14 protein-coding genes and 6 tRNA genes are annotated in these 22,714 nt (G+C 68.2%); 13 read left to right on the forward strand and 7 right to left on the reverse strand.

Going from position 1 to position 22,714, the window contains the following annotated elements; all coding sequences use genetic code 11:
• The first annotated feature begins 88 nt into the window (after positions 1 to 88).
• From E8M83_RS13375 to E8M83_RS13420, 10 genes are all read left to right on the forward strand, one after another.
• Positions 89 to 2,692: a diguanylate cyclase domain-containing protein gene (locus E8M83_RS13375; RefSeq protein WP_229491518.1), complete on the forward strand. Its 2,604-nt coding sequence runs from the start codon at positions 89 to 91 to the stop codon at positions 2,690 to 2,692.
• Between the two features lie 22 nt (positions 2,693 to 2,714).
• Positions 2,715 to 4,112, forward strand: coding sequence for an aminotransferase class I/II-fold pyridoxal phosphate-dependent enzyme (locus E8M83_RS13380; protein WP_229491519.1), 1,398 nt, complete (start codon positions 2,715 to 2,717; stop codon positions 4,110 to 4,112).
• Positions 4,105 to 7,692, forward strand: a complete 3,588-nt coding sequence (locus E8M83_RS13385) for an AMP-binding protein (protein ID WP_137173849.1) — start codon at positions 4,105 to 4,107, stop codon at positions 7,690 to 7,692. The genes E8M83_RS13380 and E8M83_RS13385 overlap by 8 nt, the downstream gene beginning before the upstream one ends.
• Positions 7,693 to 7,773: 81 nt before the next feature.
• Positions 7,774 to 9,165: a glutamate--tRNA ligase gene (gene gltX, locus E8M83_RS13390; protein WP_137173850.1), complete on the forward strand. Its 1,392-nt coding sequence runs from the start codon at positions 7,774 to 7,776 to the stop codon at positions 9,163 to 9,165.
• A gap of 272 nt (positions 9,166 to 9,437) precedes the next feature.
• Positions 9,438 to 9,513, forward strand: a tRNA-Ala gene (locus E8M83_RS13395).
• A gap of 55 nt (positions 9,514 to 9,568) precedes the next feature.
• Positions 9,569 to 9,644: transfer RNA gene (locus E8M83_RS13400), tRNA-Glu, on the forward strand.
• An 87-nt stretch (positions 9,645 to 9,731) separates the two neighbouring features.
• Positions 9,732 to 9,807 (forward strand) — tRNA-Ala (locus E8M83_RS13405).
• A gap of 44 nt (positions 9,808 to 9,851) precedes the next feature.
• Positions 9,852 to 9,927, forward strand: a tRNA-Glu gene (locus E8M83_RS13410).
• 74 nt (positions 9,928 to 10,001) lie between these two features.
• Positions 10,002 to 10,077, forward strand: a tRNA-Glu gene (locus E8M83_RS13415).
• Between the two features lie 129 nt (positions 10,078 to 10,206).
• Positions 10,207 to 10,282, forward strand: a tRNA-Glu gene (locus tag E8M83_RS13420).
• A gap of 85 nt (positions 10,283 to 10,367) precedes the next feature.
• On the opposite strand, the gene E8M83_RS13425 is transcribed toward E8M83_RS13420, so the two are convergent.
• The 3 genes from E8M83_RS13425 to E8M83_RS13435 are packed head-to-tail and all read right to left on the reverse strand — an operon-like array spanning position 10,368 to position 13,513.
• Positions 10,368 to 12,266, reverse strand: a complete 1,899-nt coding sequence (locus E8M83_RS13425; protein ID WP_137173851.1) for a S8 family serine peptidase — start codon at positions 12,264 to 12,266, stop codon at positions 10,368 to 10,370.
• A gap of 24 nt (positions 12,267 to 12,290) precedes the next feature.
• Positions 12,291 to 12,545 carry a hypothetical protein gene (locus E8M83_RS13430; protein WP_137173852.1) on the reverse strand — a complete coding sequence of 85 codons (255 nt, stop codon included), beginning with the start codon at positions 12,543 to 12,545 and terminating at the stop codon, positions 12,291 to 12,293.
• Positions 12,546 to 12,604: 59 nt separating this feature from the next.
• Positions 12,605 to 13,513 carry a hypothetical protein gene (locus E8M83_RS13435; RefSeq protein ID WP_137173853.1) on the reverse strand — a complete coding sequence of 303 codons (909 nt, stop codon included), beginning with the start codon at positions 13,511 to 13,513 and terminating at the stop codon, positions 12,605 to 12,607.
• A 366-nt stretch (positions 13,514 to 13,879) separates the two neighbouring features.
• On the opposite strand from E8M83_RS13435, the gene earP reads away from it, so the two are divergent.
• Together earP and E8M83_RS13445 are read left to right on the forward strand one after the other, a co-directional pair.
• Positions 13,880 to 15,055: an elongation factor P maturation arginine rhamnosyltransferase EarP gene (earP, locus tag E8M83_RS13440; protein ID WP_137173878.1), complete on the forward strand. Its 1,176-nt coding sequence runs from the start codon at positions 13,880 to 13,882 to the stop codon at positions 15,053 to 15,055.
• A 108-nt stretch (positions 15,056 to 15,163) separates the two neighbouring features.
• The gene (locus E8M83_RS13445; protein ID WP_123072262.1) at positions 15,164 to 15,739 is read left to right on the forward strand and encodes an elongation factor P; all 576 of its coding nucleotides are present in this window, start codon (positions 15,164 to 15,166) and stop codon (positions 15,737 to 15,739) included.
• 83 nt (positions 15,740 to 15,822) lie between these two features.
• Here E8M83_RS13445 and ilvD read toward each other — a convergent pair whose 3' ends face one another.
• Complete coding sequence (gene ilvD / locus E8M83_RS13450; protein ID WP_137173854.1) at positions 15,823 to 17,685, reverse strand: dihydroxy-acid dehydratase; 1,863 nt, start codon at positions 17,683 to 17,685, stop codon at positions 15,823 to 15,825.
• Between the two features lie 181 nt (positions 17,686 to 17,866).
• On the opposite strand from ilvD, the gene E8M83_RS13455 reads away from it, so the two are divergent.
• Positions 17,867 to 19,468, forward strand: a complete 1,602-nt coding sequence (locus tag E8M83_RS13455; protein WP_137173855.1) for an amidase — start codon at positions 17,867 to 17,869, stop codon at positions 19,466 to 19,468.
• Here the strand turns inward: E8M83_RS13455 and E8M83_RS13460 are convergent.
• From E8M83_RS13460 to dbpA, 3 genes are all read right to left on the reverse strand, one after another.
• The gene (locus tag E8M83_RS13460; protein WP_229491520.1) at positions 19,465 to 19,944 is read right to left on the reverse strand and encodes a TssQ family T6SS-associated lipoprotein; all 480 of its coding nucleotides are present in this window, start codon (positions 19,942 to 19,944) and stop codon (positions 19,465 to 19,467) included. The genes E8M83_RS13455 and E8M83_RS13460 overlap by 4 nt on opposite strands.
• Positions 19,941 to 21,158: a hypothetical protein gene (locus E8M83_RS13465; RefSeq protein WP_137173856.1), complete on the reverse strand. Its 1,218-nt coding sequence runs from the start codon at positions 21,156 to 21,158 to the stop codon at positions 19,941 to 19,943. The genes E8M83_RS13460 and E8M83_RS13465 overlap by 4 nt, the downstream gene beginning before the upstream one ends.
• Before the next feature lie 133 nt (positions 21,159 to 21,291).
• Positions 21,292 to 22,701, reverse strand: coding sequence for an ATP-dependent RNA helicase DbpA (gene dbpA / locus E8M83_RS13470; RefSeq protein WP_137173857.1), 1,410 nt, complete (start codon positions 22,699 to 22,701; stop codon positions 21,292 to 21,294).
• Positions 22,702 to 22,714: the final 13 nt, after the last annotated feature.

Consider the following 22,714-nt stretch of genomic DNA (forward strand, 5'->3'; position numbering starts at 1 on the left):
GAAAATAAAGTCGTTAGGAAATTCCCTACCTACACTCTGAGCTTGAGCATCCACGGCACAAGTGTGCGCAACGGGGATTGGGAATCACATGGACGACGACAGCACACAGCGGTGGAGCGGGCGCTACCTGGGCGTTGCGCACCGCTTCATCCCGGCCGCGCTGCAGCAGGACGCGGCCCAGGCCGCGCGCGCCACGAATGTGGTGAACGCGGCGGTGATGGCCGGCACCGCCGGGCCGCTGTATGCGCTCGCCTACTGGTCGCTGGGCCTGGAAACGGCCGCCGTCGAGATCCTGCTGTGCTGCGCGGTGATGCTGTCGGCGCCGCCGGTGCTGCGCCTGAGCGGCAGCGTGGTGGCGGCGCGCGAAGTTTTCCTGTGCGCGCTGTTCTTCAATTTCAGCTGGCTCAGCTGGCACCTCGGCGGCATCGTCTCGCCCACCGTCAGCTGGCTGATCACGGGGCCGGTGGTCGCCATGTTCCTGGGCGGGAGGCGCTGCGCCGGCGTCTGGCTGGCCATGAGCTGTGCCAGCGCTACCCTGATCTACCTGCTCGAGGCGAACGGCCTGGCCCAGCCGCTGGCGCCGCGTACCGACATGCCGCTGCTGCACCTGGTGTGCGACCTGGGCCTGTACGTCGTGGTGCTGGTATTCGTGCTGCTGTTCGAGCTGACCAAGAACGAGGGTTTTTCGCGCCTGCGCCAGGCGCTGTCGACGATCAACGAGCTGGCGATCCGCGACGAGCTGACCGGCATCCACAACCGCCGCTTCCTGCTCGACCTGGTGGAAAAGGAAAAGGAGCGCGCCGACCGCAATGGCAGCGAATTCTGCCTGTGCCTGTTCGACATCGACTTCTTCAAGCGCATCAACGATACCTACGGCCACGCGGCCGGCGACACCGTGCTGCGCGACTTCGCCCGGACGGTGCAGGACCAGCTGCGCGCGCTCGATGCCTTCGGGCGCTATGGCGGCGAAGAGTTCCTGCTGATGCTGCCCGAGACGCCGGCGGCGAGCGCGATCGCGCTCGCCGAACGGGTGCGCGGCGTGGTCGAGGGCTTGCGCTGCACGGACGGCGAACGCAGGATCACCATGACGGTCTCGGTCGGCGTGGCCGAGTACCGGCTCGGGGAAAAGGTGGCGCAAACCATCGTGCGCGCCGACCAGGCCCTGTACCTGGCCAAGTCGGGCGGCCGTAACCGGGTGCTGTGCCATGGCGAGGACGGCCCGGTCGACGTCGTTCCTGCCCCGGCGGCGGTAAGCGATGCGCGGGCGCCGGTCGAGGGCGCGGACGGCCACGGGCGCGACCAGTTGACGGGCCTCCTGAACCGGCGCCTGCTGCGCGACCGGCTGCGCCATGCGATGGACCGCGCGCGCCGCAACGGGCGCGTGGTGGCGCTGCTCCTGTTGAACATCAACCGCTTCAAGGAAGTCAACGACGCCCTCGGCTACGAGGCGGGGGATGCGCTGCTGCACCAGGCCGGCCATGCGATCCGGCGCTGCCTGCGCGACTGCGACACGGTGGCGCGCTGGGGCGGCGACGAATTCGTGGCCCTGCTCGAAGACCTGGGCAGCCAGGCCGATGCCCAGCTGGTGGCGGACAAGATCCTGGACCGGTTCACCGCGCCGCTGCCGGTCGCCGGGCGCGATTGCTATCTCACGCTGGCGGTGGGCATCGCCCTGTATCCGGTTCCCGCCGCGGCGCCCGATTGCGATGTCGATGCGCTGCTCAAGCGCGCCGACATGGCCAAGCGCAGCGCCAAGGGCTGGGGGCAGAACATCGTGCGCATCTATGCCGGCGCCGCCGCCAATGCGGTCGCCGGGGGCGGCGCGGCGTCGCAGAGCGAGCGCCTGGCACTGAAGAACGGCCTGCGCGACGCGCTGGCCCAGGGCCAGCTGTTCATCGAATACCAGCCGCAGGTCGAGCTGCGCGAGCGGCGCGTGATCGGGGTCGAGGCGCTGCTGCGCTGGCAGCATCCAGTATACGGTCGGATCGACCCGGGCCGCTTCATTCCGCTGGCCGAGGAAACCGGGATGATCGTCCCGATCGGCGAATGGGTGCTGCGCTGCGCCTGCCTGCAGAACCGCGCCTGGCGCGCCGCCGGCCTGCCCGAGATCAAGACCGCGGTCAACCTGTCGGCGCGCCAGTTGCGCGAGCCGGGCCTGGCGGGGCGCGTGATCGATATCCTGGAACAGACCGGGATGCCGCCGGCCTGCCTCGACCTGGAGATCACCGAAGGCATCCTGATCGAGGACCTGGCTGCCAACTGCGCCGTGCTGAGCCAGCTGCGGCGCGCCGGGGTGCTGGTCTCGATCGACGATTTCGGCACCGGCTACTCGAGCCTGAACTACCTGTGCGAGCTGCCGGTGGACATCCTCAAGATGGATGGCCTGTTCGTGCGCCGCCTGGGCGCGGCCAGCGGGCGGGCGCGTGCCTACGCCGTGGCCGACAGCATCGTGGCGATGGCGCACCGCCTCGGCCTGGTCGTGATTGCCGAGTCGGTCGAGACCGCGGAGCAGCTGGGCGACCTGTGCGCGATGGGCGTCGACGCCGCCCAGGGCTATCTGTTCGACCGGCCGCTGGCGCCCGAACTGGTGGCGGCGCTGCTGGCGCGCCAGGCGCGCGAATATGCGCCTGTTCCTGTGCCTGTGCCTGCGCGCGCGCCCGGGCCCGAGCCGCCGGCCGTGCTGCCGGCGTGAAGGCAAGGACTTGCGAAGCCCCATGGACCTCATCCTCGAAGTGCAGCTGGAGAACGCCGTGCAGAATGAATCGATCCCCTTCGACCCGGTGCGTGACCCGGCCGCCCTCGGCGCTTCCGGCGCGCTGGACGGCAACGTTGCCATGTATGCCCAGCCGCGCGGGCCCGACCTGCTGCGCCGCGGCGGGGCGCTCGACGCCTGGGTACAGCTGCGCGCGCGTCATGGCGTGTGGCCGTATGGCCGGGTGCTGACCGGTGCGCCCGGGCCGCTGGCCAGCGTCGCAGCCGGCGGCGAGGCGCCCGCGCGCGGCATCAATTTCGCCTCCCAGGATTACCTGTCGCTGGCCGCCCATCCGGCGGTGCACGAGGCGGCGCGGCGTGCGCTGCACGACGCCGGGCCGCACAGCGCCGGTTCGGCCGTCTTGCTGGGCAATACCCGCTATTCGCAGGCGCTCGAAAGCGCGCTCGGCGAGCTCCTGGGCCTGGACCAGCTGGTGCTGTTCCCGACCGGCTGGGCGGCGGCCTTCGGCGCCATCACGGCGCTGGTGCACTCGCTCGACCACGTGGTGATCGACGCCCTGGCCCACGCCTCGCTGCGCCAGGGCGCCGCCTGCGCCACCCGCAATGTGCTGGTGCACCGCCACCTGGATTGCGACCATGTGCGCGAGCTGCTGGCGCGGATCCGCGCCCAGGATGCGGCCAATGCCATCCTGGTGGTGACCGAAGGCCTGTTCAGCATGGATGCCGACAGCCCCGACCTGCCGCTCCTGCAGCACCTGTGCCGCGAATACGGCGCGACCCTGCTGGTCGACGTGGCCCACGACCTGGGCGCGCTGGGAGCGGGCGGGGGCGGGGTGCTGGCCAGCCAGCGCATGCTGGGCAAGGTCGACATCGTGATGGGCAGCTTTTCCAAGACCTTCGCCACCAATGGCGGCTTCGTCGCCTGCGCCAGCCAGGCGGCGCGGCGCCAGCTGCAGCTGTACGCCGGGCCGCATATGTTCTCGAATGCGCTGTCGCCGATGCAGGCCGCGGTGGCGGGGGAGAGCCTGCGCATCGCGGCGTCCGGCGAGGGCGACGGACTGCGCGCCGACCTGCTGCGCAACGCGGTCGAGTTGCGCGCGCTGTTGACCTGCTCTGGCCTGCATTGCCTGGGCAATCCGTCGCCGATCGTGCCGGTGTGGACCGGCCACGAGTCGGCCGCGCGCGTGGCCGGCATGCTGCTGGCGCGCGACGCGGTGTTCGTCAATCCGGTCGAGTTCCCGGGCGTGCCGCTCGGCGCCGCGCGGCTGCGGCTGCAGCTGATGGCCCAGCACACGCCGGCCCAGCTGCGGCGCGGCGCCAGCCTGGTCGCCAGTGCCTGTGGGCGTGCCGGCGTGACGCGTCCTGCAGTCCCGGCTTGCCAGGGGCGTTATCGTGGCTGAGCGCGAGCCGCTGCAGGCGGCTTTCGTCCTTCGCCAGATCGAGCGCCACGCCAGGGTGGCGCCCGAGCGCATCGCCTTCACCTTCGTGCGCGAAGACGGGCGCGAGGATTCCATGAACAATGGCGAGCTGGCGGCGCGGGTCGACGCGCTGGCCGGCCTGCTGGTGCACGAGGCGGCGCCAGGCGAGCGCGCGCTGCTCCTGTATCCGCCTGGCCTGGCTTTCGTCACCGCCTTCTTCGCCTGCCTGCGCGCCGGATTGGTGGCAGTGCCGGCCCCGCTGCCGCGCCGTCATGGCGGCGCGGCGCATCTACGCGCGCTGATGGTCGACGCCGATCCGGCGCTGGCGCTGGCCATGCGCGAGGCGGCGCCCGCCCTTGCTCCGGCGTTGGACGGCGGGCGTACGCGCCTGCTGTGCACCGATGCGGTGGAGGGCTGGCCGGCGCCGGGGCCGCTGCCGGCGATTGCCGGCGATGCGCCGGCCTTCATTCAATACACCTCGGGCTCCACCATGGCGCCGCGCGGGGTCGAGGTCGGCCACGCCAGCCTGGCCGCCAACGTCGCGATGATCCGCGCCGCCTTCGGCTTCGATGCCGACAGCGTGATGGTGAGCTGGCTGCCGCCGTTCCACGACATGGGGCTGGTGGGCAGCATCGTGACGCCGGTCAGCGTGGGGTTTCGATCGGTCTTGATGGCGCCGGCGACGTTCCTGCGCCAGCCGCTGCGCTGGCTCGAGGCGATCCACGCCTACCGTGCGACCTGCGCCGGCGCCCCCGACTTCGCCTGGGACCTGTGCGCACGGCGCCTTACGCAAGACGACAAGGCGCGACTGGACTTGTCCAGCCTGACGGTGGCCTATAACGGCGCCGAACCGGTGCGCGCGGCCACAGTGCGCCGCCTGTTCGCGGCCTTCGCCGAATGCGGGCTGCGGCCCGGCGCGATCTTTCCGTGCTACGGCCTGGCCGAGCACACACTATTGGCCACCGGCGGCCCGCGGGGGCAGGCGCCGCGCACCTTCGCCATCAGCCAGTCGCGGCTCGAGGCCGGCCAGGTGCGCGAGGCCGAGCGCAGCGACCCGGATGCACGCGAACTGGTCAGCTGCGGCCCGCCGGCGCCGGGTGTCGAGCTGCTGGCGGTGGACCCGGACAGCTGCCGTCCGGCGGGGCCGGGCAGGGTCGGCGAGATCTGGCTGGCCGGCGCCGCGGTGGCGCGTGGCTACCGCAACGCGCCGCCGGCGGCCCAGGCGGCTTTCGAGGCCACGCTGGCCGATGGGAATGGCCCCTGGCTGCGCACCGGCGACCTGGGTTTCGTGCGTGACGGCGAGCTATACGTCACCGGGCGCCTGAAGGACCTGGTGATCGTCAATGGCCGCAATCTCTATCCGCAGGACGTAGAGATGCTGGTGGAAGAGGTGGCCGGCTTCCTGGAGCCGAATCGTTGCGCCGTGTTCGCCGTCGACGACAGTGGCCAGGAGCGGCTGGCAATCGTGCTCGAGGCCGACCGCCGGCTGGTGCGGGTGGCGCGCCGCGCGCGCAGCGACGCCGCCAGCCTGGCCCAGCTCGACACGCTGGCCCAGCGCATCCGCAGCGCGGTGGCGAGCCGTTTCGGCACCACGGTCGAACTGCTGGTGCTGGTGCGGCCCGGGAGCTTTCCGCGCACCAGCAGCGGCAAGGTGCAGCGCGCGCTGTGCCGGGCGCTCAGTGCGCGCGGCGAACTGGATGTGGTGTATGCGGCCAGGGAATTGCATCCGCGCCGTCGCAGCAGCGACGCGCACGCGCTGGGCGCGGCCGAGCAAAGCCGGCGCACGGCGGGCGAGATGCGCGACTGGCTGCGGCGCTGGGCGCCGCGCCGGCTAGATTCGCGCCTGATGGACGAGCGCCGCACGATGCCGCCGCATGTCTTGCTCGACCTGGGCAACCACGGCTTCCTGGGCATGCAGGCGCCGGTCGCGCTGGGCGGCAAGGCGCTGGCGACGGGCGACTTGCTGCGCCTGATGGAGCAGCTGGCCGCGATCGACCTGACCCTGGCCACGGCGGTGGGCGTGCACAACGGCCTGGGGCTGCGGCCCTTGCTGCGCTTCGCGCCCGAGCGCCTGCGCGCGGCGGTGGCGCCGCACCTGGCCGGCGGGCGCCAGCTGGCCGCGTTCGCGCTCACTGAACCGGCGGCCGGCGCCAATCCGCTGGCGATGCGCACGCGCGCCCAGCGCTGCGCCGGCGGCTGGCGCCTGAACGGCGACAAGCACCTGATTGGCCTGGCCAACTGGGCCGGCTGGATCACGGTGGTGGCGCGTGCGCTGGATGAAGACGGCATGGCGCTGGGGACAGTGGCGTTGCTGCTGCCGGACGACGCGCCGGGCCTCCGCCAGCAAGCCGAGGCGCTGACCATGGGCATGCGCGCCATGGTCCAGAACGCGTTGCGCTTCGACGATGTGTTCGTGCCCGATACCCACGTGCTGGGCCAGCCCGGCGCCGGGATGGAGGTGGCGCGCGATGCGATGGCCTTCGCCCGGCTCGGCATCGGCGCGCTGTGCGTGGGCGGCATGAAGCGCTGTGCCCAGTTGATGCTGCGCTATGCCGGGCGGCGCGAGGTGGCCGGCGGGCGCCTGCTCGACCATCCGGTGACCCTGGCGCGCCTGGACGGCCTGACCGGCGCGATCGGCGCGCTCGAGGCGCTGGTGCGCGCGCTCGGCGCGTACGACGATCGCGGCAACGCTCAGGGCGGCCTGCCGCAAGAGGCCTGCATGGCCTGCAAATGCGTGGCCTCGGAACTGCTGTGGGAGGCAACCGACATGCTGATGCAGCTGCTGGGCGGACGCGGTTACCTGGAGCCGAACCTGGCGCCGCTCTTGATGCGCGATGCGCGCGTGATGCGCATCCTGGAGGGGCCGACCGAGGCGCTGTATGTGCATTTGGGCGCTGGCGCGCTGGACGGCGGCTGCCTGGCCTTCGCCGCCGAGATGCTGGACGCACCTGGCGTGGCGCAGCAGGCGCGCGCTGCGCTGCTGGAGGCCGGCGCATCCTGCCCGAGCCATGCGGCGGGCGAGCTGTGCGCATGGACCCTGCTGGTGGCGGCTTGCGGCGACGGTCCGGCCGCCGGCTGGGCGCGACGCCGCTGGTCGGCCTTGCTGGCGCAACTGGAACAGCCCGGCACGCCGGCGCCGGCGGCGACGCTGGCGGCGCGCATCGCGGCCTATGCCGATGCAATCGGCACGCCCGACCAGGACGCGGCCGGGCAGGGCAGCGAGCGCGATCCGCTGCTGGGGGCGGACTGGATGCCCGGCGCCGGGGAAGCGGCCGCGCCGGCGCCGGATACCGGGAAGGTTGAGGTGGTGGCGGATGCGGGCGATACCCGGGCGCTGGTGCGGCGCTGCCTGCTGTATGGCCTGGATGGCGGCGTCGAGACGCTGGGCGACGACCAGCCCTTTGCCGAGGTGGGGCTCGATTCCCTGTCGGCGATGCCGGTGGCCTTGGCCCTCGAGCGCCAGACCGGGATGACGATCAATGCCGAGCTCTTATATGAATACCAGACGGTGGCGCAGCTTGCCGCCTATCTCGACGCGAGGAGGGCGGCCGGACCGGGATAGGCTCCAGCCACGGGCCTGGGCGATGCTGCCGCGCGCAGGGCAACGGGGTAAAATAGGCCTTTTACCTGATTGCTTCCTGCCATGACCGTCCGCACTCGATTCGCTCCCAGCCCGACCGGCTACCTCCACCTTGGCGGCGCGCGCACCGCGCTGTATTCCTGGGCCTATGCCCGCCACTTCGGCGGCACCTTCATCCTGCGCATCGAAGACACCGACCTTGAACGCTCGACCCCTGAAGCGGTGCAGGCGATCCTGGACGGCATGAAGTGGCTGGGCCTGGAGCACGACGAAGGTCCGTTCTACCAGATGCAGCGCATGGACCGCTACCGCGAAGTGGTCAAGGGCATGCTGGAAGCCGGCACCGCCTACCTGTGCTACTGCTCGCCAGAAGAAGTCGAGGCGATGCGCGAGCGCATGCGCGCGGCCGGCGAGAAGCCGCGCTACGACGGCACCTGGCGTCCGGAGCCGGGCAAGACCCTCCCAAGCGTACCGGAAGGCGTCAAGCCGGTGGTGCGCTTCAAGAATCCGCTGGACGGCGAAGTGACCTGGCTTGACGTGGTCAAGGGTCCGATCACGATCGGCAACAAGGAACTCGACGACCTGGTCATCGCGCGTCCGGACGGCACCCCGACCTATAACTTCTGCGTCGCGGTCGACGACTGGGACATGAAGATCACCCACGTGCTGCGCGGCGACGACCACGTGAACAACACCCCGCGCCAGATCAACATCCTGCGCGCGCTCGGCGCCGAGCTGCCGCAGTACGGCCACCTGCCGATGATCCTGGGCGCCGACGGCCAGAAGCTGTCCAAGCGCCACGGCGCCGTGAGCGTGATGGAATACCCGGAGCAGGGCTATCTTCCAGAGGCGATGCTGAACTACCTGGCGCGCCTGGGCTGGAGCCACGGCGACGACGAGATCTTCTCGATGGCGCAGTTCACCGAGTGGTTCAACCTGGAGCACCTGACCGCATCGGCGGCCCAGTTCAACCCGGAAAAGCTGGGCTGGCTGAACAACCACTATATCAAGGCGAGCGACAACGAACGCCTGGCGCAGCTGGCGCTGCCGAAGCTGGAACGCGACGGCGCCCGCTTCGACGGCGCGCCGGCTTTGCCGACCGTGCTGGGCCTCATGAAGGAACGGGTCAATACGATCAACGAGCTGGCCGATGCGGCGATGCTGTTCTACCGCGATCCGCAGCCGGATGCGGAGCTGCTGGCCCTGCACCTGACCGAGGCGGTACGTGGTGCGCTGGCGACCTTCGCCGAGCGCTGCGCCACGGTGGAATGGAACAAGGCGGCGCTGGCGGCCATGCTGAAAGAAGTGCTGGCGGCCCACAGCCTCAAGATGCCGCAACTGGCCATGCCGCTGCGCCTGCTGTTGACGGGGCAGCTGCAGACGCCGGCGATCGACGCGGTGCTCGAGCTGTTCGGCCGCGAGGTAGTGCTGGCGCGGGTGCAGAAGGGGTTGTAAGAAGGCGTAGGGTTGGCGGCTACGCCGCCGACGCGGTGATTGTTACCGGCGCCGATCTCGCGCCGAATGACCTCGCTGCCAACCATCACCGCGTCGGCGGCAAAGCCGCCAACCCTACGGATGTGGCGTCGATGATGCGGCGCCGAATGACGGCACAGGCGATGTGCCGCAATTGAAGTAAATCGGCCGCCAAATTGAGCGCTACACAAACGCCAAATCGTAGTTTGCGAAATGCAAGGGCGTCCTATATAATGCTCGCACTTCAGCGCTGCGGGGGTATAGCTCAGCTGGGAGAGCGCTTGCATGGCATGCAAGAGGTCAGCGGTTCGATCCCGCTTACCTCCACCAACCCTGAAGTGGCAGTAAGGTAGTAGAACAGTAAAAGTAGTATCGGTTGTTCCCGGTCCCTATCGTCTAGAGGCCTAGGACATCACCCTTTCACGGTGAGTACCGGGGTTCGAATCCCCGTGGGGACGCCAGGTAACTGGCAAGAATGACCGGACGAAAGCAGCGAAAGCCGCACTAGTCGAAGCAGTAGCAGTGTAGTAAAATGTTGTTTTCCCGTAGGGGGTATAGCTCAGCTGGGAGAGCGCTTGCATGGCATGCAAGAGGTCAGCGGTTCGATCCCGCTTACCTCCACCACGTTGGAAGAACAACAGCAGTTTGCAGTATCGGAAGTTACTAGGGTCCCTATCGTCTAGAGGCCTAGGACATCACCCTTTCACGGTGAGTACCGGGGTTCGAATCCCCGTGGGGACGCCAAGAATTTGGTAATGCGCCGCGCCAGCGGCGGCGCATGGTAAGGTATCGGTAGTTTAAGTTTTGTGCAGTTTTAGGTCCCCATCGTCTAGAGGCCTAGGACATCACCCTTTCACGGTGAGTACCGGGGTTCGAATCCCCGTGGGGACGCCAGCTTAAAACCGGAGTAGACCAACGCGCATGCGCGTCGAAGGTACTCCGGTTTTTCTATTGTGCTGGCAAAATAGGCCCGACATGATGCAGCAGTAGTCAAGTCGGCCAGTAGCAGTAGTACAGTTTTAGGTCCCCATCGTCTAGAGGCCTAGGACATCACCCTTTCACGGTGAGTACCGGGGTTCGAATCCCCGTGGGGACGCCAGACAGAAGCCGGAGCCGGCCACGCGAGTGGGGCTCCGGTTTTTCTTTTGGCGCGCCATATTCGGTGGCCTGGACGCCAGGTGGTATCACCACCCCGACGAACGCAATGCCCTGAACGGATAGTTGATCGCCCCAGGCTGCCCCGCGGCGCCGATGCCGGGCGGCCCCACGCCCATGCGCGCACCGTCGCCCGGCGCCCCTGCGAACATGCCGGCCGGAATGCCAAAGCCGGCAGCCACACTCTGCCACGCCATGCCGGGCTGCGCCACGGGCAGGCCCAGCGCCACCAGCGCGTCCGGCAATCCATAGCCGATCCGGTTCGGATCGCTCACCGTGACAGGGCGCGCACTCATGCGCAAGACCTGGAACAAGCGCTCGACCCGCTCTGGCGAGCGTGGCAGGGACATGGACTGGAACTCGGGCCGGTGCGCAAGCACCAGCGCCGCCAGGCCGGTGACGTGCGGCGCCGCCATCGAGGTCCCGTCCCAGGCCGCGAAATTATTGGGCGGCACCGACGACACGATGGCCACGCCCGGTGCGCAGACGTCGACCTGCGGACCGAAGCAGCTGAACCTGGCCGTAAAGTAGCCTTGCGCATCGCGGTCGGGACCGATGGTCTCGGCATGGTAGCTGTCGGGAGGAAACTCGTGGACATTGCCGATCGCCGCCACCGCCAGCACATGCGGTGACGATGCCGGGTACTGGACGGCCGCGGCCGAGTTGCCCGCCGCGGCGATGCAGGCCACGCCGGCCTGCCTGGCGCGCACGATCTGCCGCTCCAGCGCCTCGGACGGCGACCCGCCGCCCAGGCTCATGTTGACGACGTCGATTCCCTGTTCGATGCAGTATTCGAGCGCATCGATCAGCTGGCTGACCTGGCCGCCCGGGAACAGCTTGCAGACGTGGATCTCGGCCTCGGGCGCGAAACCGCGGATGCCCCAGGCGGGATCGGTGGCGGCGATCACACCGGCGCAGTGCGAGCCGTGGCCAAACGTATCGACGTTCCAGGTGGAGCGGTCGACCTGCTTGTTGACGACGTCGAAGCCGGAGCGGATCTGGTTCAGGTTGCCGTGGGTGGTGGCGGCGCCGGAATCGATCACGGCGATCTTGACGCCGCGGCCGCGGAACTGCTGCGGCACCTGGTCGAGGCGCATGGCGCGGGCGCCCCAGCCCAGGGCGGCCTGTTGCGGCATGCCGCGCAGCGCCGGCCAGTCGGCCAGCGCACGTACCATGACGACGTTCGGCTCGTCCAGGCTCAGGTCGGGGTCGCGCTGGTAGAGGCTCCAGTAGTCGGTGCGCGGCTTGACGTACAGGCCGCTGATCGTGTGCGCGTCTTCGCCATACAGGCGCAGGCGGGCCACGCCGTCGGGACCGGTGACCGCGGTGCTCGGCAGCGCGCCGCCGAACAGCGAGACCTCGACGTCGGCCAACGGTACGCCATCCTTGCCGACCACGGCGAGCAGCAGCTCGGCCTGTGGCCCCTGATAGGGCGTCAGCGAATTGACCAGGTCGGGCCGCCGCAGCATGGGATCGAGCAGCTCGAGATGCTGGTCGCGCTCGACCAGCAACTGGCCCTGGCCGCGCTGGAACAGCTCGCCCGCTTTCTGGTCGGTCATGCGCGCCACCACGACGCCGTCGGCCGGTTCGCCCATGGAGGCCGGGCCGAAGCCGGCCGGCGCCATGCCGCCGCGGGTGGCGATGGTGTCGACCACGTCGATGTCGGGCAGGGCGTGCAAAGCCTGCTGCACGGCCGACAGGCCGAGCGGCGCGACCCAGCTGCTGGCGCCGAAAGCGCCGCCGAGCGCCGTGCGCGGCGCGACCAGGTATTTCTTCTTGCGCTCGACGACCGGGCGGCCGCGCGCGATGGCCGCGGCGCCATCCACGGCGCCTTCGGCAGCCGCGGTACGCTTGCCTGCGGCGCCGTCAGGGGTTGGATCTGGCGTCTCCGGCGCTTCGCTGGCGGCGCTTTTCGTATGTTTTGGCATGGGATGTCCTTTGCCCGGATGCGCTCAGTCGGACAGTGAGAGCGGCTGGTCCGGTTCGATCGTTAACTGGTGAAGAGTCTGTTGCCGCAGCCGTTCGGCAGTCGGCGCGTCGGTCTCGACGACGGCCGTGTGCGGCGGCCCGGAAGAGGGGCCGATAATGTCGACCAATTGCACGCCGGGTTCGGAGGCCAGGGTCGTGAGAAACCGGGCGAGTGCGTTGTCGTCGCTTGCGGCGCGCACGATGTAGCGGCCGAGCGTGGGAGGCAGGGATGCCGGCATGGCGGAGCTCCTGGATACCGGCCTGCTGCCATGGCAACAGGCCGGCCGTGAGTGATGGTTTAGTGCACGGTTTGCTGGCCGCCGAACTGCTGGCCAGGGTAGGGGCCTTGCTGGACCGGATATTGTTGAACGGGGTATTGTTGACCGCCGAACTGCTGTTGCTGGCCATACGGATCAGCCGAGAACGGCACATAGCGGCCGAGCTCCTTGGCGACATTGCCGATCGCGCTGCCCAGGCCCTGGTTGCCCAGTTGTTCACCGATGAAGCCGCCGACCGGGCGAGCATACTGGGTGATCGCATTGCTCACCCAGCCTTGCGGTGCAATCTGGCCGCCTTGCTGGGCGCCCTGCTGGGCCAGTTGCTGTTGCAGCAGCGCCTGCTGTTGCTGGACTTGCTGCAAGGTTTGCTGCAATTGCTGTTGCAGCACTTGCAGCTGCTGCAGTTGCACCAGCGGCGACTGCGGCTGTTGCTGGGCTTGTTGCACGGCCTGCGGATCGGCGCCGAACGGCACCATGCGGCCGTAGCTGGAGCCCTCGCTGATGATATTGCCCAGCGTTTTATTGCCGGTCAGGTTGCCGATGAGGGCGCCGGCCGGACGGCCGATCGTGCTGATCAGGTTGCCGAAGAAGCCGCCCTGCGGGGTCAGCTGGCCTTGCTGTTGCTGCAGTTGCAGCTGCTGCAATTGCTGGAGCTGCTGCAGCTGCTGCAATTCTTGCAGCTGCTGCGGATCCAGTTGCTGTCCGCCGAGGCCTGCCGACGGATCGGCCGACAGCGGCGAGAAGCGGCCCAGGAAGCCGCCGGCCGTTTCACCGATGCGGCTGCCCAGGCCCGAATTGTTGAACAATCCGCCGATGCCGCGCCCGATCAGGCCGCCCAGCGGTGCGCCGAACATGCTGCCCAGCGATTGCGGTGCAAACTGTTGCGGTGAGAATTGTTGCGGATAGCCTGCTTGCTGATACTCGTTCATGTTTCAACTCCTCCAGGTAGTCGGCCGTGTTGCGGCGAGCGGATGACGGAAGCAAGCCTGCCGCAAACGGCCGTGTTCACATAGTCCGCGCCAGGGCAGGGCCGAAGGCGCGAGCGAAGGGCAGGAAGGGCTGCCATCGAGGCCGCCTTCCCTGCAGGTAGGCGTTCGACCGGGCGTCGATGGCGAAGTTTATGCATGCTGGTGCCCGAGGCTCACTTCGTTTTTGGTCATTGCGATAACGCAGACGCGCGCCAGAAAGGATGGTGTTTCTTCGCGCATTGCACTGTGTTCAAGGACATTTTGTCGGATGACGGTAGAATGGCGGCCCCTGCCACCGGGGCTTGCCAGGCCCGCTTCTTCTCCACCATGCTCCAGAACGCTTCCGCGCCATCGCTGGCCATTTTCTGCAAGGTCGTCGACAACTACGGCGACATCGGCATCTGCTGGCGCCTGGCGCGCCAGCTGCGCCACGAGCACGGGGTCGCGGTCACGCTGTGGGTGGACGACCTGGCGAGTTTTCGCCGCATCTGTCCGCAAGTCGATCCGGCGGCCGAGGAGCAGGCCGTGCAGGACGTCGCCGTCCGCCACTGGCGCGGCCAGGACGGCAGCCATGCCGCCAGCGACATTCCCGACATCGTCATCGAGTTCTTCGGCTGCGAACTGCCGCCAGGCTATGTCGAGGCGATGGCCGCGCGCACGCCGCGTCCGGCCTGGATCAACTACGAAGGCTTGACGGCCGAGGACTGGGTCGAGGGCTGCCACCGGCTGCCGTCGATGCATCCGCGGCTGAAGCTGACCAAGCATTTCTTCTTCCCCGGCTTTAACGAGCGCACCGGCGGCCTGTTGTGCGAAGCCGGCCTCGACGTACGGCGCCGCGCCTTCCAGCACGATCCCGCGCAGGCCGCCGCCTTCCTGGCGCGCTTCGGGGTGACGGCGCAGGAGGCGGCCGGGCGCAAGGTGTCGCTGTTCTGCTATCCGGATGCGCCGGTGGATGACTTGTTCCGCGCCTGGGAGAAAGACCGGCAGCCTACCCTGTGCCTGGTGCCCGAAGGCGTGGCGCGCGGGCAGGTCGAAGCCTTCATCGATGGCGCGGCGCTGGCGGGCACAAGCGCGACCCGCGGCCAGCTGACCGTGCGGGTACTGCCTTTCGTGCCGCAAGAAGATTACGACTCGCTCTTGTGGGCCTGCGACCTGAACTTCGTGCGTGGCGAAGACTCCTGGGTGCGTGCGCAATGGGCGGGCCGCCCCTTCATCTGGCATATTTACCTGCAGGATGAAAACCTGCACCACAAAAAGCTGCGCGCCTTCCTGAAGATATATGCGCAAGACTTGCCGGCGCTGGATGCCTTTATGCTCGGCTGGAACGGCGCGCAGGCAATTGGCGATTGGACGGCGGCCTGGATGGCGCTGGAGACCGAGTTGCCGCGCATCGCAGCCCGGGCCGAAGCCTGGCGCGAGCAGGTCACGGCGCATGGCGATTTGGCGACGAAGCTGCTCGATTTCGTACGCGAGCTGGGGCAGGGCCAGGAAAACCGCGTATAATGCCCGGTTAGTTTCTTCCGGATTCCGACGATCAAACGCAGGTTCCGAGGCGCTCAGCCCGCCAGCCCGCGATGATTTAATGCAACTATCTTTTTACGTAAAATACCTATGAAACCCGCAAAAGAAATTCGTGTTGGCAACATCATCATGGTTGATGAAAAGCCGTTCATCGTGCTGCGTTCCGACGTCAATGGTTCGAGCCGCACGGGCTTCACCTACAAATGGAAGATGAAGAATCTTCTGACCAACGCTCCTCTCGAAAACGTGTTCCGCGGCGACGACAAGTTCGACGTGGTCGTGCTCGACAAGAAGCCGGTCACCTATTCGTACTTCGCCGACCCGCTGTACGTCTTCATGGATGCCGACTACGAACAGTTCGAAATCGAAGAAGAGAACCTGGGTGACGCGCTGCACTACCTGAAAGACGGTATGGAATGCGAAGCCGTGTTCTATGACGGCAAGGCCATCTCGGTCGAACTGCCGACCATCATCGCACGCCAGATCATTTACTCGGAACCAGCCGTCAAGGGCAATACTTCGGGCAACGTCCTGAAAGAAGCCAAGCTGGAAAACGCGATCGAAGCCCACCAGCACACCATCATGGTGCCGCTGTTCGTGAGCCAGGACGACGTGATCGAGATCGATACCCGTACCAACGAGTACAAGAAAGTCGTGCGTAACTAAGCACTGGCTGTCCAAGAAAAAACGCTGCCTCGGCAGCGTTTTTTTTCGTCCCGGCGAGGCCGGGAACCCAGGCTCAGCCAGCCTCAGCGTCGCAACTGCGACAAATCCCGCACCGCGCCGCGGTCGGCCGAGGTGGTCAGCGCCGCATACGCCTGCAGCGCCTGCGACACATACCGCACGCGCCCGACAGGCTGCCAGGCATCCTGGCCGCGCGCTTCCATCGCCGCGCGACGATGCGCGAGTTCCTCGGTCGATACGCGCAGGTTGATGGTGCGCGCCGGGATGTCGATGTCGATCAGGTCGCCTTCTTCCACCAGCCCGATGGCGCCGCCTTCCGCTGCCTCTGGAGATGCATGGCCGATCACCAGCCCCGACGAGCCGCCCGAGAAGCGCCCGTCGGTGAACAGCGCGCAGGCCTTGCCCAGGCCTTTCGACTTGATGTACGAGGTCGGGTACAGCATCTCCTGCATGCCCGGGCCGCCTTTCGGGCCCTCGTAGCGGATGATGACCACGTCGCCCGCATGCACGGTGTCGCCCAGGATCGCCTCGACCGCCGCGTCCTGGCTCTCGAACACGCGCGCCTTGCCCGAGAATTTCAGGATGCTCTCGTCCACGCCGGCGGTCTTCACGATGCAGCCCTTCTCGGCGATATTCCCGTACAGGACCGCCAGGCCGCCATCCTGCGAATAAGCATGCTCGCGATCGCGGATGCAGCCGGTCGCGCGGTCCAGGTCGTTCTGTTCGTAGCGCTCCGATTGCGAGAACGCGACCTGGGTCGGCACGCCGCCCGGCGCCGCGCGGAACCACTGGTGCACGGCCTGGTCGTCGCTGACCCTGATATCGTATTGCGCGATCGCAGCGCCAATGCTCGGGCTGTGCACGGTCGGCAGCGAGGTGTCCAGCAGGCCCGCGCGCGCCAGCTCGCCCAGGATCGCGGGGATGCCGCCGGCGCGGTGCACGTCCTCGATATGGAATTTATCGGTCATCGGCGCCACTTTGCACAGGCAGGGCACCAGGCGCGAAATGCGGTCGATGTCGGCCATCGTGAACTCGACCTCGGCCTCGTGGGCGGCGGCCAGCAGGTGCAGCACGGTATTGGTCGAGCCGCCCATCGAGACGTCGAGCGCCATCGCGTTCTCGAATGCGGCCTTGGTCGCGATCGAACGTGGCAGCACCGAGTAGTCGTCGCCCTCGTAGTGGCGCTTGGCGGCGTCGACGATCAGGCGGCCGGCGCGCAGGAACAGTTCCTTGCGGTCGGCGTGGGTGGCGACGATGGTACCGTTACCCGGCAACGACAGGCCCAGCGCCTCGGTCAGGCAGTTCATCGAATTGGCGGTGAACATGCCCGAACACGAACCGCAGGTCGGACAGGCCGAGCGTTCCACTTCGGCCACCTCGGCGTCGGACACGCTGGCGTCGCCGGCCTTGATCATGGCGTCGATCAGGTCGAGCTTGATCACCTTGCGGTCGTTGTTGACGACCTTGACCACCTTGCCGGCTTCCATCGGGCCGCCCGAGACGAACACGGTCGGGATGTTCAGGCGCATCGCAGCCATCAGCATGCCGGGCGTGATCTTGTCGCAGTTCGAGATGCACACCATGGCGTCGGCGCAGTGGGCATTGACCATGTACTCGACCGAGTCGGCGATCAGGTCGCGCGACGGCAGCGAGTACAGCATGCCGCCGTGGCCCATCGCGATGCCGTCGTCGACCGCGATGGTATTGAATTCCTTGGCCACGCCGCCGGCCGCCTCGATCTCGCGCGCGACCAGCTGGCCCAGGTCCTTCAGGTGCACGTGGCCCGGCACGAACTGGGTGAAGGAATTGACGACCGCGATGATCGGTTTCTCGAAGTCGCCGTCCTTCATGCCGGTGGCGCGCCACAGCGCGCGTGCTCCGGCCATATTGCGGCCCTGGGTGGTGGTACGTGAACGGTAAGTCGGCATGGGATGCTCCTGCGATTCAAAATGGGGCGAAAAACAATGTTGGCATCAGGGTGAAGGCTGGGGCTGGATTTGTCCAATATATGATCGTGTAGTCTGTAAGTGGTTCTGCGTATCACACGGCACTGTGGAGCATGGCGTCGTGCTGCTATGCTATTGCTTTGTAACGTAGGAGTAGCACGGCATGGAGCGCAGGGATTTCGTACGACTGGGATTGGCGGCCGGGGCGGCCGCGGGAGCACCTGGCCTGGCGCTGGCGGCGCCGGCGAAGAAGGCGGCGCCGTTGAAATTCGCGGCCGACGCCATGCTCGAAGCCGGCGTACAAGTCCAGCAGCAGGCCATGCGCGCCGGTAAATTGACGGCGCACGGCCTGGCTACGCGCTACCTGGCCCGCATCGACGCCGTCGACCGCGCCGGGCCGCGGCTGCGCTCGGTGATCGAGCTGAACCCCGACGCCCTGGGGATCGCGCGCGAGCGCGACCGCGAGCGCAAGGCCGGCAAGCTGCGCGGCCCGCTGCATGGCATTCCCGTGCTACTGAAGGACAATATCGCCACCGGCGACAAGATGTGCACCACGGCTGGCTCGCTGGCGCTGGACGGCGTGCGCGCCACGCGCGACGCCCACCTGGTTGCACGCCTGCGCAATGCCGGCGCCGTCATCCTGGGCAAGACCAATCTGTCGGAATGGGCGAATATGCGCTCGGTGAGATCCACGAGCGGCTGGAGCGCGCGCGGCGGCCAGACCCGCAATCCATATGCGCTCGACCGCAATACCAGCGGCTCGAGCAGCGGCTCGGCGGCGGCCATGGCGGCCAGCCTGGCCACGCTGGCGGTGGGCACCGAGACCGACGGTTCGATCGTGTCGCCCAGCGCCAGCTGCGGCATCGTCGGCATCAAGCCGACCCTGGGCCTGGTCAGCCGCGCCGGCATCATCCCGATCGCGCACTCGCAGGATACGGCCGGCCCGATGACGCGCAGCGTGGCCGACGCGGCATTTTTGCTGGGCGCCTTGTCCGGCCCCGATCCCGAGGACGGTGTCACCGCGAAGGCGCCGCGCGTAAACTACGCCAGCTTCCTGCGCAAGGACGGCCTGCGCGGCAAGCGCCTGGGCGTGGCGCGCGATTTCTTTGGCGCCAACGATGGCGTGAATGCGCTGGTCGAGCGGGAATTGAGCCTGCTGAGGGAGCAGGGCGCGATCCTGGTCGACGTCGCCATCCCCCATGGCGACAAGTACGGCGAGACCGAGCTGACGGTGCTGCTGCACGAATTCCGGCCCGACCTCGAAGCCTGGCTGGCCGCCTATGCCCCGCATGCGCCGGTCAAGACCATGGCCGACATCATCGACTTCAACGTGCGCAATGCGGACAAGGAGATGCCGTACTTCGGCCAGGAACACCTGATCGCGGCCCAATCGAAGGGCGGCCTGCAGGCGCGCGACTATGTAAAAGCGCTGGCCAATAATCGGCGCTATGCGCGCGACAAGGGGATCGACCAGGTGATGCGCGACCAGAAGCTCGATGCCCTGGTGGCGCCGACCGGCGGCCCGGCCTGGCTCACCGACTACATCAACGGCGACCACTACGGCAGCAGCTTTTCGTCGCCGGCGGCGGTGGCCGGCTATCCGCACATCACGGTGCCGGCCGGCCTGCTGCATGGGCTGCCGGTGGGGCTGTCCTTCGTGGGCAAGGCCTGGAGCGAGCCGGCGCTGATCGCCATGGCCTATGCCTACGAGCAGGCTGGCCGGCGCCGCCGCGCGCCGACCTATGCGGCGCGCATCCCGGTTTAACGGCTTGCGGCCTGCCTGGCCTGCGCGAACACGGGGCCCCACTGCGGGTGTCCATGTTCGCCCGGGCCGAGGTCGAACGACGCATCGAGCTTGAAGGCGCGATCGAACGTCTGGCGGCACAGCGCCTGGCGGCCCGTCAGGCAGTAGCTGAACGCGGTGTATTTCAGGGCGCTCAGCCGTTCGCGCTGGCCGGCGCCGTTCATGTCGCTGCCGTTCAGGCGCCGGATTGCGCCGTTGTAGTCGCCCTTGTCGTACAGAGCGATGCCTTCGCGCAGCGCGGCGTCGTCGCGTTTCGACTCTGGCGCGGTTGGACGGTTGGCCTGCGCGCGCTGGGCGCGTGGCTTGCCGCCGTCGGCGCGCGGATGGGGACGGGCTTTTTCCTGGCCGCCCAGCACGGGGCCGAACTGGGTGCAGCCCGCCATGGCCAGCGCCATCAGCGCCAGCATGCCTGCACGGCCATAAGATCCAATGTTCACTGCGCTGCCTCCTCGGTGAAATCAAGTTCGATCGTGCCGGCCTGGCCCTGTACCGACTGCACGGTCACGGTATGTTCGGGGAAGCTCGGGTTGACGATGCGGATCGTGTGCTCGCCCGGCGGCAGCGTGATGTGCCTGAGCGGCGGGCTGGCGCCGCGCTCGACGCCATCGACGACGATCGTGCCCCAGGGCTTGACCGCCAGCGTATAGGTGGTGCCGGCGACGGCCGCCTCGGGCGGCGTGCCTTGCGGCGCGAGCTGCACCGCCGTCGGCGGCACCGTGGCGTCCGGCGCGGGCGGCGGCGCGATCGGCGCGCCGGATGCGGATTCGTCGATCACCGGGCCGTGCAGCTGGGCCGGCGGGTCTTGCGGCAAGGTCACCAGCGGCGCATCCGACGCATGGTGCGGATCCTCGAGCGCCGGCGGCACCGACAGTGCCAGCGCATCGCTGGAGTCGGCCTGCTGCAATAGCGCGACCAGGGCGGCCAGCGCAGCGACCACGACCAGCGCGGCGATGCCGGTCAAGAGCCAGCGTCGTGGGCGCTCCGGGGCGGCAGGCGGCGCCGGATCGGGGGCGGAGCGGGTTCGTGGCACGTGCACCGGCGCCCGCGTGGGCGCAGCCGCTGGCGCTTCGAGCGGCGCATCCGGCGCGACGGCGGCCGGCAGCGGCGCCGCCACCTCGTTGTCAGGCGGCAGCGGCGCCGCCACCTCGTCGTCAGGCGGCAGCGGCGCCGCGGGCGGCGGCCCAAGCACCACGATGCCCAGCAGGTCGCGCATGCGCTCGATGGTGCGCGGCCGCGTGGGCGCATCGGGCGCCAGGCAGCGGTCGATGGCGTCGATGAAGCCGTCGCTGTAGTCGGGCAGCGGACGACCGCGCAGCGGCGTGGTGGGCGCAAGGTCGAGCGTGACCGCGTAATGGACCACGGCCGCCAGGTCGTGCACGTCGCGCGCTTCGATCTCGGCAAGGGCGTCGGGATCGGGCTCCTGGTCCGAGCTGGGCAGCAGGACTGGATCGCCGGAATCGAGGATGAGCAGGGTGTCGGGCGTGATCACGCGGTGCGGCATGCGCATGCCGTATTGCACCTCGAGCGACTGCAGCACCTGGCGGACGATGCGGCGGCACCAGGCTTCGCTGACCATCTCGTGGTTGTGCTCGACGATCTCGCGGACGGTGCGGCCGTCGAGCTGCTGTGCTGTGGTGTCTGGGGTCATCATGGCATCGTGCCGGACGCGCGGAGTGCGTCCGGTGAATGTTTATTTATTGCAAATAATGCCAGAATTGCGCCGAGGATGGCGCGGTCCCGCTCAACCGTGCGCAGGTGTTACAGATAAAGGCGGGGTGAGGCGTTCAGGTTTCGATGAAGCGCATCTTGAACCAGCGCCCCTTGATGGCGCCGAAACCCGGGCCTGGCGTATCGCCCTGGCCCAGGCGCGCAACGGCTGCCTGCGCCACATTGCGGTCGAGCGCGACATAGCTGTTGAACTCGCCGATATTGATCTTGCCGACCTGTTCGCGGGTGAGGCCGGCGTCGCCGGTCAGCGCGCCCAGCAGGTCGCCGGGACGCAGCTTGGCCTTCTTGCCGCCGGCCACGCACAAGGTCACCATCGGCGCCGGGGCGGCCGCTTCCTCGTGTTCGCCCAGCCCATCCAGGTTTTCCCACACGGCTTGCTGGTCCTGGTATTCCTCGACCAGGCGCACCCATTTCTTTTCGTTCGGCGCTACCAGCGTATGCGCCATGCCGCTCGCGCCGGCGCGGCCGGTGCGGCCGACGCGGTGCACGTGGACTTCGGGGTCGCGCGAGATGTCGACGTTGATCACGGTATCGAGGTCGGCGATATCGAGGCCGCGCGCTGCAACGTCGGTGGCCACCAGCACCGAGCAGCTGCGGTTACTGAACAGCACCAGGATCTCGTCGCGTTCCTGCTGTTCCAGTTCGCCATACAGCGCCAGCGCCGAGAAGCCCTGCGCCTGCAGGCTGTCGGCCACCTCGCGGCAGCGCGCCTTGGTATTGCAGAACACCAGGGCCGACACCGGCCGGTGGTGCTTGAGCAGGCGGCCGACGGCCTGTTCGCGGCCTTCGAAGCCGATTTCGTAGAAGCGCTGGTCGATCGCCTCCAGGCTGTGCTGGCCCTCGACCGTCACTTCGAGCGGGTCGCGCAGGAAGCCGGCGGTGGCGAAGCGGATATCGTCAGGGTAGGTGGCCGAGAACAGCAGGGTCTGGCGATGGACCGGCGTGGCCGAGACGATGTCCGCGATCTCGTCGTAGAAGCCCATATCGGTCATGCGGTCGGCTTCGTCGAGCACCAGGGTCTGGACATTCGACAGGTCGAGCGTGGCGCGGCCCAGGTGGTCGCGGATGCGGCCCGGGGTGCCGACCACGATGTGGGCGCCGTGCTCCAGCGAGGCGATCTGCGGACGCATCGACACGCCGCCGGTCAGGGTCAGGATCTTGACGTTGCCGACGCCGCGCGCCAGGCGGCGCAATTCGCCCGCGACCTGGTCGGCCAGTTCGCGCGTGGGGCACAGCACCAGGCCCTGCACCGCGAACCAGGCCGGATTGAGCTTGTTCAGGATGCCGATGCCAAAGGCCGCGGTCTTGCCGCTGCCGGTCTTGGCCTGGGCGATCAGGTCGCGCCCGCCCAATACCGACGGCAAGGTCTCGGCCTGCACCTGGGTCATGTGGTGGTAGCCGAGCGTGGCCAGGTTGGCGAGAAAGCGCGGTGCGAGGGACAGCGCGGTGAAGGAATCGGATTGCATGGCAAAGCCTCCA

Source organism: Massilia sp. HP4 (assembly GCF_005222695.1).
Lineage (GTDB): Bacteria > Pseudomonadota > Gammaproteobacteria > Burkholderiales > Burkholderiaceae_D > Telluria.